The sequence below is a fragment of the Bhargavaea ullalensis genome (assembly GCF_042432615.1).
In the GTDB taxonomy this organism is placed as follows: Bacteria; Bacillota; Bacilli; order Bacillales_A; family Planococcaceae; genus Bhargavaea; species Bhargavaea ullalensis.
In genome coordinates this window covers 61,947-75,561 of the sequence record NZ_JBHLWY010000014.1, presented here as the reverse complement: position 1 = coordinate 75,561, position 13,615 = coordinate 61,947, and the positions used below count along the sequence as shown (strand labels likewise).

Genomic DNA, 13,615 nt, shown 5'->3' with positions numbered 1-13,615 from the left:
TTACGAAACTTTGCGTTATTCATCTTGATTGAACCGCCGTATACCGAACGGTACGTACGGTGGTGTGAGAGGTCGGGGGTTAGTCACCCCCTCCTACTCGATTGGTTTGAATCCGGCGGGTTGTTTTCCGTGTTCGCATAAAGATAACGCTTCGGGCGAAAAAGATAACGCTTTGCCGGATAAAGATAACGTTTCGGGCGATAAAGATAACGCTTCGACGGATAAAGATAACGCTCCCCGGAAATCCGTTTTCCGGGACACATTTAGCGCATCAATCAGCCGATGATCTGAAGGTCTTTCGGGAACTTCGTCAGCACTTCGACGCCGTCCGCCGTGACCGCGACATCATCCTCGATCCGGACACCGGTCACTTCCGGATGGTAGATGCCCGGCTCGATGGTGAAGACCATGCCTTCCCGGAGTTCAATCTCGTTGGCCCCGTGGATCGACGGGAATTCATGCACCGAGATGCCGAGTCCGTGGCCGAGACGGTGGGTGAAGTACTCACCGTAGCCTGCATCGGTGATGACGTCGCGGGCGATTTTGTCGAGGTCCATCGCCCGTACGCCCGGTTTCACTGCGTCGACGGCAGCCTGCTCGGCACGGCGCACGGTCTCATAAATTTCCCGCTGCTCATCCGACGGCTCTCCAAAAGAAACGGTCCGGGTGATGTCCGAGCAGTAGCCTTCCCAGACAACGCCAAGGTCGAACAGGATGAAGTCCCCTTTTTGGATTTTTCTCGTGCCCGGTTTGCCGTGCGGGGAGGCCGTCTTTTTCCCGCTCAACACCATCGTGTCGAACGACATGTGGGAGACCCCTTTTTTCTTCATTTCGAATTCGATGGCCATCAGGATTTCCAGTTCGGTTTTCCCTTCGGCAATCTCCCGGCATCCGACTTCGACTGCATAGTCGGCAAGTTCCGCGGCTTTCCGCAGCTTTTCGAGCTCTTCTTCGCCTTTGATGTTGCGCATGGCGTTCAGCTTGTCGTCAAGCCCGGTGAAGGCAGCTTCCGGATACATGGACGAAAGGCGTTCGAAACGCTCGACGTTCATGTGGACTTTTTCCACCGCGATGCTTGCAGGTTTTACATTCCGCCTGGCCACTGCTTCCGCGACGATTTCCCATGCATCGTCGGTGTCTGCGTGGCCGACGACTTCACCTGTCCAGCCGGCAGCTTTGACATCGGGAACTTCCATCTTCGGCGCAATGATGAACGGCTCCGCATCTTTGAACACGGCGACCGCAAGCAGACGCTCATGGGGATCGCTTTTGAAGCCCGACAGATAAAACACGTTGTCCGGTGTCGTGATGAATGCCGCGTCGATTCCGTTTTCTTTCAGGTGATGGGTCACTTCTTTCAGTTTATCCACTTTCAGCACCAGCCTTTCTGATTCCTGTCCATCATAGCAAAAAAAGAGGAATCGGCGCACACTTGTCGAATCAGGGTACCGAGGCAAGAAACACGGAAAGGGGAGTTTTTCATGTACGTATCCTATCACGGACATTCCGTCGTCAAGATCAAGACGGAGAACCATACGATTCTGATCGACCCGTTCATCACGGGCAATGAACTGACGGACCTTAAGGCGGATGAGGAAAACCCGGACGCCATCCTGCTGACGCACGGTCACGGTGACCATGTCGGGGATACGGTGGAACTGGCAAAGCGCACCGGCGCACTCGTCGTTGCCCCGAACGAACTGGCGGTCTGGCTGTCCTGGCAGGGGATCGAGACACATCCGATGCACATCGGCGGCTCCTATGAATTCGAATTTGGCCGGGTGAAGTTCACGCAGGCATTCCACGGCTCCTCGTTCATCAAAGAAGACGAACAGGAAATCATCTACACCGGCATGCCGGCCGGCGTGCTGTTTATGGCGGAGGGCAAAACCATTTACCATCTCGGGGACACGGCCCTGTTTTCGGACATGGAACTGATCGGCAAGCGCCACCCGGCCGACATCGCCTTTGTTCCGATCGGCGACAACTTCACGATGGGCCCGGAAGACGCCGCCTATGCCGTCGGCCTCATCAAGCCGAAGATCGCGGTGCCGGTCCACTACGACACCTTCCCGCCGATCAAGCAAGATCCCGAGCAGTTCAAGAAGATGACAGAAGACACGGACGTCCGGATTCTGAAGGCAGGCGATGGCATCGAATTGTAATCATACCGTCCGCACGACCCGGGAAAGCCGGCAGCATGGCGCTGCCGGCTTTCGTGAACTTTCCGGAGACGGGGAGGCGTCCCGGTGAGGCGCGGGAGGTTCGGGTCATAAGCCATCCGGCTCTGCGAATCAGGATTCGCGCCGCCGGTCGTCTTATGCCTGTTACCTCCTAACAGCCGCCCTCCGCTTTTGTGTCATCCAGCTGCGCGGGCCAGACCTTCGGGTCGTAAGTCGGCCACCTCCGCGAAGCAGGCTTCGCTGCGGCGGCCGTCTTACGCCTGTCAGGTCTGAACAGGCCCGCTCCGCTTTTGTGTGTTAATATAGAGGGAGAATTCGGTTTGGGAAAAAGGTGAAGAAGTGGCGACTAAACATGAGATGATTCTCCGGTTCATCGAGGAACTTCCGGTCGGCGACAAGATTTCCGTCAGGCGGATTGCCAAAGAGATGGAAGTCAGTGAGGGGACGGCGTACCGGGCGATCAAAGAAGCGGAGAATCGGAAGCTCGTCAACACGATTGAGCGGGTCGGCACGATCCGCATCGAGCAGAAGAAAAAAGAGAATATCGAGCGTCTCACGTTCGCAGAAGTCGTCAATATCGTGGACGGCCAGGTTTTGGGTGGGCGCAACGGGCTGCACAAAACGCTGACGAAGTTTGTCATCGGCGCGATGCAGATGGAGGATATGATGCGCTACACCGATCCGGGAAGCCTCCTGATCGTGGGAAACCGGCTGAAGGTTCACGGCAATGCGCTCAAGGCCGGCGCCGCCGTGCTCATCACCGGCGGATTTGACGCCTCAGAGGAAGTGAAGCGGCTTGCGGATGAAGTGGAGCTGCCGGTCATTTCGACAAGCTACGACACGTTCACCGTCGCCACGATGATCAACCGGGCGATCTATGACCAGCTCATCGAAAAAGAGATCCTGCTTGTGGAGGACATCGTGGTTCCGGTTGATATGACGGCGACACTGGATGTGCAGGATCATGTGTCGGATTTTCACGCGAGCAACCGGACCACCTCGCACGGGGCATTTCCGGTCACGACAAAAAACGGCCGGCTTGTCGGGATTGTCACGGCGAAAGACGTTATTGGCACGGACGGCAGCGTGCCGATCGAGCGGGTCATGACGCCGCGGCCGATTTCCGCCAATATGAATATGAGCGTCGCTTCCGCGGCGCACCGGATGATTTGGGAGGGGATCGACCTCATGCCGGTCGTTTCATCCGGCGACATCCTGAGGGGCGTCATCAGCCGTCAGGATGTCCTGAAGGCGCTCCAGGTGGCGCAGCGTCAGCCTCATCAGGGAGAAACGATCGAGGACCTCGTCAGGTCGCAGATGGAAGATGGTCCGGACGGAGAGTCGTCGTTCACGTTCACGGTGACGCCAAGGATGACGAATCCGCTCGGTTCATTGTCCCACGGGGCATTGACGATCATGCTTTCCGAGTCGGCGGACCATTTGCTGAAAAAGAGGAAGCGCGGGGAAAGCGTTGTTGAGAACATGTCGGTCTACTTCATGAAGCATGTGCAGCTCGGCAGTGAAATTCGTGTGGAACCGGAGTTGCTCGACATGAGCCGGCACTTTGTGAAGATGGACTTCACTGTGTTTTCCGGCGAGTCGATCGTCGGCAAGGCGATGATGATGTTCCAGGTGTTTGAACGATAAAAAAAGTGATGCACGCATGGGTGCATCACTTTTCGTTCAATCGGCGCTCTTCTTCAAGGAATCCCGCATAATGGCGGCGCGCCTTTAAGTTGAATACAAGTACATACAGCCCGAACAGGATGAAGATCGCCGAGACTATATAGGTGGCGGTGCCTCTGAACAGGTAGATCTGGTTGATCCCGAATGAGACGAGCAGGGCGCCGAGCGCGATGGACGCGCTGCTTGAGAAGTATTGACGCTCTGCCGTAAGGGTGGTCCTGAACTGCTTCGTCTTGAAATAAAGATAGCCGACCACCGAAAAAACGATCAGTGCGATGAGCACGATATTCAGCATGTAATCCCTCCGCTGCAAGCAAAACTGACTTCATTGTATATCGGATCCGCCCGTAATGCGAATGGAAATCATCGACTCTTGGAGGAAACCCGCATGAAACGACAAATCATCGACATGATTGAACACTATGACACCATCATCATCCACCGGCACGTCCGCCCGGATCCCGATGCTTACGGATCCCAGCTGGGGCTGAAGGAACTCATCCTGGCCAACTACACCGGAAAAGCCGTGTTTGCGGCGGGGACTGCAGATCCTTCTTTGGATTATCTGGGTCGTCCGGATGAACTCCCCGACGATGCGTATGAGGGAGCGCTTGTGATCGTGACGGATACCGCCAACACCGAAAGGATCGACGGCGGCCGGTACGCAGAAGGGGCCGCACTCCTGAAGATCGACCACCATCCTGACGATGACCGGTACGGCGACAGAAGATGGGTCATCCCGGGAATGAGTTCCACAAGTGAAATGATCTACGATTTGTTCAGGGAAGGGGCAGACAGCAGAGGATGGACGATGACCGCAAATGCGGCACGCCTGTTGTTCGCGGGAATCGTCGGTGACACCGGCCGGTTCGTCTATCCGTCCGCTACGCCGCAGACGTTCCGGGCGGCGGCGGATCTCATCACCCGCGACTTTGACCGGACGGCGCTGTATGACGAGATGTTCGAAATGGACGCACCGCTGCTCAAGCTGAACGGGTACATCTATCAGAATCTGGAATTGGACGAGAACGGGGCGGCGGTCATCACGGTGACCAAAGAAATCATGGAAACCTTCGGGCTCACGCCGGAAGATACGGCCAAGCTGGTCGGCGCTCCCGGAATGGTGAAGGGAATCCGGGCGTGGCTGTTCAAAGTGGAGGAGCCCGGCCAGATCCGGCTCCGCTTCCGCTCAAAGGGGCCGGTCGTCAATGAGCTGGCCAAGCAGTTCGGCGGCGGGGGCCATGCCCTTGCGGCAGGAGCGTCGGCGAAAAACTGGACGGAGGCGGAGCGGGCTGCCCGTGCCCTTCGGGAGCTCTGCCGACGATAATGCAGGAGGTGGGGAGATGACTTTCGGATTAGCGCAGATCATGACTTCCGACGATCCGCTCCAGAGTCTGATCCGGACGGAGCGGCTCGGCGCAGAGCTGAAAAAAAGGGGCGTCGCAGCAGCCGGCATCGTCAATACCCGCCTGTACGGCATCCTGCCTTTCTCCAAGGCGATGAAAGCGGCCGGAATCCATCCGGTCATCGGCCTGTCCGCTTTGGTGCTGACGGACGCCGGAGACCTTCCCGTGTTCATCTATGCGAAGGACGATCAGGGGTATCGCAACCTGCTGAAGATTTCGAGCGCCCAGGCGGTAAAGGAAAAGGACGGGCTTCCGCCTGCCTGGCTGAAAGGATACAGAGAGGGCTGCCTGGTCGTGACGGATCCGGCGTCGATGGACGGCGGCACTCCTGTGCGTGCGATGGAGCAGGTGCTGGAAGCTGCGGGGCATGGACGGGTGGTGACGGGCATATCCCGCCGCAAAGGAAAACCGGATCCCGCAGAAGAGGATTTCGTGCGTTTTTCCGATGAAGCCGGACTGACGGTTTGTGCTGTGTCGGTCGCCAGATACACGGAGGCGGATGAAGCCTTTGCATTCCGGGTGGCGCGGCTGATCGCCGAAGGGACCAAACTGTCGGAAGCCGGCGGGGAAGAAGAACCGGATGCCGCCCTTTTGACGATCGAACAGCTTTCGGAGCGGTTCGCGGACAGGCCGGAATGGGTGGAGGCGACCGGGGAGCTTCTGTTTTCCTGTGCGGATACACTTCCGGATTCCGAGCGGCTCATGCCGGCCTTCCCCCTGGACGGAGAGGAAAGTGCGGATGATCGACTTCGTGCGGACTGCCTGGCCGGCCTTCAGAACCGTCTCGGCACTGTGACGGATGCTTATGAAAGCCGGCTCGCCCATGAACTTGAAGTCATCGCCAAGATGGGGTACTCGGATTACTTTCTGATCGTCGCGGATTTCATCGCGTTCGCCAACTCGAAAGGGATTCTGACGGGGCCGGGCCGCGGTTCTTCGGCAGGATCCCTCGTTGCGTTTGCGCTCGCGATCACGGATGTGGACCCGCTGGAATACGGTCTGATCTTTGAACGTTTCCTGAATCCCGAGCGGGTCACGATGCCGGACATCGATGTGGACTTCGCGGATCACCGCAGGCATGAGGTGATCGAATATGTTGCTCAAAAATATGGCCGGGACCATGTGGCGCAGATCATTACGTTCGGGACGCTTTCCGCCAAGGCTGCGGCACGGAGCACCGCCCGCATATTCGGTTTTTCCGAAACCGAACAAAAAGAGATATCCGCCATGATCCCCGGCCGTCCGGGAACGACGCTCCGGTCGGCATCCGCCTCCGGCACACCGCTTGCCGGCTGGGTGAACGGCGACAACATGCGGGAACGGTGGCTCCGGACGGCACTCGCCATCGAAGGAATTCCGCGCAATGTCTCCACCCACGCGGCCGGGGTGGTTCTCTCACCCGTGCCCCTCGTGGAGGCGGTCCCGGTCGAATCCGGTTCGGACGGCGGTGTCTGGCTCACCCAGTGGCCGATGAAGGAAGTCGAAGAACGCGGCTTGCTGAAAATGGACTTCCTCGGCCTCCGGAATCTGACATTGCTCGAGCGCATCCGGGCGATGATCCTGTATGACCGGAACGAATATCTCGACTTCGAACGGATTCCGCTTGACGATCCGGCCGCCATCCGGCTGTTCCAGGACGGAGACATGACGGGGATCTTCCAGTTTGAATCAGACGGGATGCGGGATGCGCTGCGGCGGATCAAACCGGCCGGCTTCCGGGATATTTATGCGATCAACGCACTGTACCGGCCGGGACCGATGGAGAACATCCCGGTCTTTGAACGCCGGATGCACGGCCGCGAACGGGTTCCGTCGATCCATCCGGATATTGACCCCGTGCTCGCCGAAACCTACGGCATCATCGTCTACCAGGAACAGATCATGCAGATCGCCGTCAGAATGGCGGGGTTTTCAATGGGCGAGGCGGACAATCTCCGCCGGGCCGTCAGCAAGAAAAAGAGAGGAATCCTGGAGCAGGAAAGGGCCCGCTTCACCGAAGGGGCTGCAGGACTCGGCCATGACCGGGAAACGGCGCTTCGAATCTATGACTACATCGTCAAGTTTGCGGATTACGGCTTCCCGAAAAGCCATGCGGTGGCCTACTCGCTGATCTCTTTCCGGCTTGCCTGGCTGAAGGCCAATGAACCCGCCTACTTTTACGGCGCCCTGCTTTCCCAGGCCGCCGGCGATCCAGACCGGATGTCGAAAATTGTCATGGAAGCGAGAAGGAAGGGACTGGAGATCCTCCCGCCGTCCGTTTTGAAAAGCGGGTACGCCTGCCGGGTGGAGCAGGGGGCGATCCGGCTGGGGCTCTCCTCCGTGAAGGGAGTGCCCGCCCCCTTCATCCGCAAGCTGCTTGCGGCGAGGAAGAATTCCGGGATATGGAGCGACCTGTTTGAAATGGCGGTCGCCCTTTCGGCAAGGAACTTCACGAGGGCTGCCGTCGAGCCGCTCGTGAAGGCCGGCGCGCTGGACGAGTTCCACCCGGACCGCGCCGTGCTGCTCGCTTCGATCGGCGCCGCCGAAACCTACGCCGAACTGGTCCGTCCCGATGAGGAGGAGGACCTGTTCGGCGGTGACTCGGATACGTTCGGCCGGCAGAAATATTCGGAAGGCGGGGATTTGCCCGAAGCACTCAAGCTCCGGTATGAGCGGGAAGTGCTCGGCTTTTATCTGTCCGAGCATCCGTCTGCGCGCCTCAAGCAGGCGAAGCCCGGCGAATTCGCCGACATCGGGCTGATCGACGGCACAAGCGGCCGGCTTACCGTCGCAGGCATCCTGCTTGAGATCAAGAGAATCAGGACGAAAAAAGGAGAAGCGATGGCCTTCCTGACGCTGCAGGACGATACGGGGGAGCTCTCCTGCACTCTGTTCCCGAAAGAATACACAAAGTTCAACCGGCTCCTTTCAGAAGGCACCGGCCTTGTCGCTTCAGGACAAACCGAGCTTCGGAACGGAAAAATCCAGATGATCGTCAAACACATTGACGGCTGAAACTGTACAGGCTCCCTGTGCAGTTTTTTCTTTACTCATTTTTTTCATTGGGGTATGCTTATTGAATGAGTGGTCAGACCACTTTCAAATTAATGGAATGAAGGAGACCGTCGATGGAGGAAGCAAAACCGTCCCGGAAGATGTTTCTTGAAATTGTGCAGGAATTACGGTCACTCATCCGGAATGAGAATATCCGGACGGGCGAAAAGCTGCCATCGGAACGTGTGCTGGCAGAACGGCTCGGCGCAGGCCGGTCGACCATCCGGGAAGCGCTGAGAAGCCTGGAGCTGCTCGGTCTGATCGAGACGCGGCGGGGCGAGGGGACTTTCCTGTCCGATTACCGCCAGCATCAGCTGGTGGATGTCCTGGCAGCGTTCATCATGCAGGAGCCGAAGTCAATGGAAGACGTCCGGCAGACCATGCAGATCCATGAAAAAGATGCGGTCGCACGGGCGTCTGCAGATTGCGAAGTCCGGCAGCTCCCTCTATGGGACAGCCTGACAGCCGCAGTTTCCTCCGACTTGCCCGTCCGGCGGGAAGATGTCATCCGGGAAATCCTTGTGGCAGCCGGAAACCGCTTGTCTCTGAAAATCTGGTACTTACTGAACGCATATGCGAAAACACCATACGCAGGGAACGCGGACGCAAAAGAGCGGTCCGCCATCCTTGAAATGATCCGGGCCATCCAAAACGGCGACGGCAACGGTGCACGGGAAGCCTATGTGCGCTGGGCCGCGCTTGTCAGTGAACAGAGGGGGAATTGAAATTGGCCATCATCCGAGAGATGTTCAAAAAAAACAAGAAGAAGTATATGACGGTCCCTTCGGAGGCGTCAAAGGACGTTCCCGAAGGAATCATGACGAAATGTCCGGAATGCAAAAAAATCATCCTGACGAAAGACCTGCTGAAAAGCAATAAAGTGTGCCCCCACTGTGATCATCACATGAAAATGACCGCCTGGGAACGGGTCGACGACCTGTTTGACGAGGAGACGTTCATACCGATGGACGAAGAGCTGAAAACGTCCAACCCGCTGAACTTCCCGTCTTATACCGAAAAAGTGAAGGCCGATGCGGAAAAAACAGGATTGAATGAAGCGGTCTTGACCGGAATCGGGGAACTTGAAGGCCGGCGCGTCGCATGCGCCGTCATGGATTCACATTTCCGGATGGGCTCGATGGGGTCCGTGGTCGGCGAGAAAATCACCCGGGCGATCGAAAAGGCGACTGAAGAACGGATTCCATTCATCATCTTCACGGCAAGCGGCGGTGCCCGCATGCAGGAGGGGGTCTTATCCCTCATGCAGATGGCGAAGACGAGTGTCGCGCTTTCGCGGCATTCCGAACAAGGACTGCTTTATATCTCCGTCATGACCCATCCGACAACAGGCGGGGTTTCGGCAAGCTTCGCATCCGTCGGAGATGTCAATCTGGCCGAACCGAAGGCGCTGATCGGCTTTGCCGGCCGCCGGGTCATCGAACAGACGGTACGTGAAAAACTGCCGGACGATTTCCAGACGGCCGAATTTCTGCTGGAACACGGCCAGCTGGATGCGGTCGTCCACCGAAGCGATATGAGGCATGTGCTTTCGACGCTTGTCCGATTCCACGGAAAGGAGGCCCGGTGACATGGTGAAGCCGCTGCCTTTTGAAGAGCCGGTCATCCGGCTGAGAGAGAAGATTGAAGAACTGAAGGGAATTACAGATGACGCGCATGTGGACATGAGCGGGGAGATCGAGCAGCTTGAAGACCGGCTGGCCAGACTGGAGCAGGACGTCTACGGCAACATGGAGCCGTGGGACCGCGTGCAGGTCGCCCGCCATCCGGAACGGCCGACGACGCTCGACTATGTCCAATACTTGTTTGAAGACTTCATTGAACTCCACGGGGATCGCAACTACGGAGATGACGCCGCAATCGTGGGCGGCATTGCCGGATTTGACGGGAAGCCGGTGACCGTGATCGGCCACCAGCGCGGGAAGGATACGAAAGAGAACATCCGCCGCAATTTCGGGATGCCGCATCCGGAAGGCTACCGCAAGGCGCTCAGACTGATGGAACAGGCCGAAAAGTTCGGCCGCCCGATCATCTGCTTCATCGACACAAAAGGGGCATATCCGGGCAAGGCTGCGGAAGAGCGCGGTCAGAGCGAAGCCATCGCCCGCAACCTCGTCGGCATGGCCGGTTTGAAAGTGCCGATCGTCAGCATTGTGATCGGCGAAGGAGGTAGCGGCGGCGCGCTCGGCCTGGGAGTCGCGAACCGCATTTACATGCTTGAGAACTCGACGTACTCCGTCATTTCGCCGGAAGGTGCGGCATCCATCCTCTGGAAAGACGCTGCGCTTGCAAAACAGGCCGCGGAGGCGATGAAGATCACGGCCGGCGACCTGAAAGAAATGGGGATCATCGACGGCGTCATTCCGGAAGTGATGGGCGGCGCGCACCGGCATGCCGAGCAACAGGCCGATGAAATCCGCGAGACCCTGAAAAACGGGCTTGCAGAACTTTCGGCCATGGAGGCCGGCGCGCTCGTCGAGGACCGTTACGGCAAGTTCCGAGGAATCGGCGTCTACAGCGAATAAACGAAAGGGGAGGACCGCCATGAAGAAGATTGCAGTGCTGACAAGCGGCGGCGACGCACCGGGCATGAATGCGGCAATCCGTGCGGTTGTCCGGAAAGGCATTTACGAAGGACTTGAGGTCTTTGGCATCTACAACGGCTACCAGGGGCTCATCGACGGGAAAATCGAGCCGCTCACGGCCGGATCCGTCGGAGACATCATCCAGCGCGGAGGAACCGTGCTGCGATCTTCGAGATGCCCCGAATTCAAGACAGAAGCAGGAAGAAAAAAAGCGGTCGCACAGCTCAGGGAACGCGGAATTGAAGGCCTCGTCGTCATCGGCGGCGACGGATCGTTCAGGGGTGCGCTGGAATTGTCGAAGGCCGGCTTCCCGTGTGTCGGCGTGCCCGCGACGATCGATAATGACATCAACGGAACCGACTATACGCTCGGCTTTGACACGGCGCTCAATACGGTGATCGATGCGATCGACAAGATCCGCGACACCGCCACTTCGCATGAGCGGACGTTCATCGTTGAAGTGATGGGCCGGGACGCAGGGGACCTGGCGCTCTGGGCCGGCGTTGCGGGCGGTGCCGAAACGATTCTGATTCCGGAAAGATCCCATGATCTCGGCGAAATCGTCGGCCGACTGAAACAAGGGAAGGACCGCGGCAAGAAGCACAGCATCCTGATCGTCGCGGAAGGCGTCATGACGGGGCAGGAACTCGCATCCGGCTTGATGGATGAGGCCGGGATCGAGACCCGGGTGTCCGTGCTCGGCCATATCCAGCGCGGAGGCACGCCGTCCGGAAGGGACCGTGTCCTCGCCTCGCGCTTCGGCGCCCGGGCGGTGGAGGCGCTTCTTGCCGGCAGGGCAGGGGTCGCCGTTGGCATGAGGAACCATGCAGTGATAGACTATCCATTAACGGAAGTGTTCGACGGACGGAATGCGAAGGATCTCGGACTGTACGACCTTTCAAAGGAACTATCGATTTAACGGATTGGGGCGAACCTACAGATGAGGAAAACGAAAATCGTATGCACAATCGGGCCGGCGAGCGAGTCACCCGAAACGCTGGAGAAATTGATCGATGCGGGCATGAACGTAGCCCGTCTGAACTTTTCCCACGGCGACCATGAGGAGCATCTGGCGCGCATCCGGAACATCCGGACTGCCGCAGAACGGAAAAACCGGGTGGTCGGCATCCTCCTGGATACGAAAGGACCGGAAATCCGCACCCACAAGATGGAAGGCGGAAGCGTGGAACTGACCAACGGCCAGGAGATCGACATTTCCATGAATGAAGTCCTTGGCAACGAACAGCGTTTTTCGGTCACGTATGACCGGCTCATCGAGGATGTCAGCCCCGGCTCCGTCATTCTTCTTGACGACGGCCTGATCGAGCTGCAAGTGACGGGGACAGACGTTGCCGGCGGCTTGATCCACACCGTCGTCAAAAATGCCGGTACGCTCAAAGATAAAAAAGGAGTCAATGTGCCGGGCGTTTCCGTGCAACTGCCGGGAATCACCGAGAAAGATGCGGATGATATCTTGTTCGGCATCCAAAACGACATTGATTTCGTCGCGGCTTCGTTCGTACGCCGGGCGTCGGATGTCATGGAGATTCGTCATCTGCTTGAAAACAATGACGGCGGGCATATCCAGATCATCCCAAAGATCGAAAACCGGGAAGGCGTCGACAATCTGGACGCCATCATCGCCGTGTCGGACGGCCTGATGGTGGCGCGCGGTGACCTGGGCGTGGAAATTCCGGCTGAAGAAGTGCCGCTCGTCCAGAAACAGATGATCGAGAAGTGCAATCAGGCGGGCAAGCCGGTCATCACCGCCACTCAAATGCTCGACTCGATGCAGCGCAACCCGCGGCCGACGCGGGCCGAGGCGAGTGACGTGGCGAACGCGATCCTTGACGGGTCCGATGCCATCATGCTGTCCGGGGAAACAGCAGCCGGACAGTATCCGATCGAGTCTGTGCTGACGATGGACCGCATTGCGAGAACGGCTGAGTCCGCGGTGGATTACCGGTCGGTCATTTCAACGCGCCGCCGAGAGAAAGAGGGCAACATGACCGAGGCGATCGGACAAGCGGCCGCCTATACGGCGCTCAACTTGAACGTCAAGGCCGTCCTCGCGCCGACGGAAAGCGGACAGACGGCGAAAATGATCGCCAAGTACCGGCCCGGCTGCCCGATCATCGCCGTCACAGCCTCCGATCGCTGTTCCCGCAGGCTGACCCTTGTCTGGGGCGTCTATCCGATCGTCGGGGAACGCGCGGAGTCGATTGACAGCATTCTTGAGATTTCCGTCGAAGAAAGCATCAAGCACCAGTATGTCACACACGGTGATGTCGTCATCATCACGGCGGGCGTGCCGGTCGGCGAAGCGGGAACGACGAATCTCATGAAAATCCATGTGATCGGCGACCTGCTCGCCAAAGGGCAGGGCATCGGCAAGGCGGTCGCCTTCGGCCAGGCGGCAGTCATCCGGAATGCCTCCGACGCGGAAGGCCGCGACATGACGGGGAAAATCCTCGTCACCTACGGAACCGACCGGGACATGATGCCGGCAATTGAGCAGTGTGCGGGCATCATCACCGAAGAAGGCGGCCTGACGAGCCATGCAGCGGTCGTCGGTCTCAATGTCGGCATCCCGGTGATTGTCGGCGTCAAAAATGCCGTCCGTGAAATCCGGGACGGCCAAGACGTGACGATCGATGCGGAAGCGGGCGTCGTCTACAACGGCCACGCCTCCGTGCTTTAACGA

At 58.3% G+C, this 13,615-nt stretch carries 11 protein-coding genes; 9 read left to right on the top strand and 2 right to left on the bottom strand.

Features of this window, described 5'->3' with window-relative positions; genetic code table 11:
* Positions 1 to 275: 275 nt before the first annotated feature.
* Positions 276 to 1,370 carry a M24 family metallopeptidase gene (locus ACFFIY_RS03940; RefSeq protein ID WP_354197664.1) on the bottom strand — a complete coding sequence of 365 codons (1,095 nt, stop codon included), beginning with the start codon at positions 1,368 to 1,370 and terminating at the stop codon, positions 276 to 278.
* 111 nt (positions 1,371 to 1,481) lie between these two features.
* Between ACFFIY_RS03940 and ACFFIY_RS03935 the strand changes: the two genes are divergently transcribed.
* Positions 1,482 to 2,165, top strand: a complete 684-nt coding sequence (locus tag ACFFIY_RS03935) for a metal-dependent hydrolase (RefSeq protein WP_354197540.1) — start codon at positions 1,482 to 1,484, stop codon at positions 2,163 to 2,165.
* 357 nt (positions 2,166 to 2,522) lie between these two features.
* Positions 2,523 to 3,830 carry a DRTGG domain-containing protein gene (locus ACFFIY_RS03930; RefSeq protein WP_354197542.1) on the top strand — a complete coding sequence of 436 codons (1,308 nt, stop codon included), beginning with the start codon at positions 2,523 to 2,525 and terminating at the stop codon, positions 3,828 to 3,830.
* A gap of 25 nt (positions 3,831 to 3,855) precedes the next feature.
* On the opposite strand, the gene ACFFIY_RS03925 is transcribed toward ACFFIY_RS03930, so the two are convergent.
* Positions 3,856 to 4,164: a YtpI family protein gene (locus ACFFIY_RS03925; RefSeq protein WP_354197544.1), complete on the bottom strand. Its 309-nt coding sequence runs from the start codon at positions 4,162 to 4,164 to the stop codon at positions 3,856 to 3,858.
* 93 nt (positions 4,165 to 4,257) lie between these two features.
* On the opposite strand from ACFFIY_RS03925, the gene ACFFIY_RS03920 reads away from it, so the two are divergent.
* From ACFFIY_RS03920 to pyk, 7 genes are all read left to right on the top strand, one after another.
* The gene (locus tag ACFFIY_RS03920; protein WP_354197546.1) at positions 4,258 to 5,196 is read left to right on the top strand and encodes a DHH family phosphoesterase; all 939 of its coding nucleotides are present in this window, start codon (positions 4,258 to 4,260) and stop codon (positions 5,194 to 5,196) included.
* 16 nt (positions 5,197 to 5,212) lie between these two features.
* Entirely contained in the window at positions 5,213 to 8,269 is a 3,057-nt protein-coding gene (locus tag ACFFIY_RS03915) for a DNA polymerase III subunit alpha (protein ID WP_354197548.1), read from the top strand.
* A gap of 113 nt (positions 8,270 to 8,382) precedes the next feature.
* Positions 8,383 to 9,033 carry a FadR/GntR family transcriptional regulator gene (locus ACFFIY_RS03910; RefSeq protein ID WP_354197550.1) on the top strand — a complete coding sequence of 217 codons (651 nt, stop codon included), beginning with the start codon at positions 8,383 to 8,385 and terminating at the stop codon, positions 9,031 to 9,033.
* Positions 9,034 to 9,053: 20 nt separating this feature from the next.
* Positions 9,054 to 9,896, top strand: coding sequence for an acetyl-CoA carboxylase, carboxyltransferase subunit beta (accD, locus tag ACFFIY_RS03905; RefSeq protein WP_354197665.1), 843 nt, complete (start codon positions 9,054 to 9,056; stop codon positions 9,894 to 9,896).
* A 1-nt stretch (position 9,897) separates the two neighbouring features.
* A complete protein-coding gene (locus ACFFIY_RS03900) occupies positions 9,898 to 10,851 on the top strand; it encodes an acetyl-CoA carboxylase carboxyltransferase subunit alpha (RefSeq protein ID WP_354197552.1) in 954 nt (317 codons plus the stop codon).
* A gap of 19 nt (positions 10,852 to 10,870) precedes the next feature.
* On the top strand, positions 10,871 to 11,830 hold the full coding sequence (gene pfkA / locus ACFFIY_RS03895; protein WP_354197554.1) for a 6-phosphofructokinase: 960 nt from the start codon (positions 10,871 to 10,873) through the stop codon (positions 11,828 to 11,830).
* A 21-nt stretch (positions 11,831 to 11,851) separates the two neighbouring features.
* On the top strand, positions 11,852 to 13,612 hold the full coding sequence (pyk, locus tag ACFFIY_RS03890) for a pyruvate kinase (protein ID WP_354197556.1): 1,761 nt from the start codon (positions 11,852 to 11,854) through the stop codon (positions 13,610 to 13,612).
* Positions 13,613 to 13,615 lie beyond the last annotated feature (3 nt).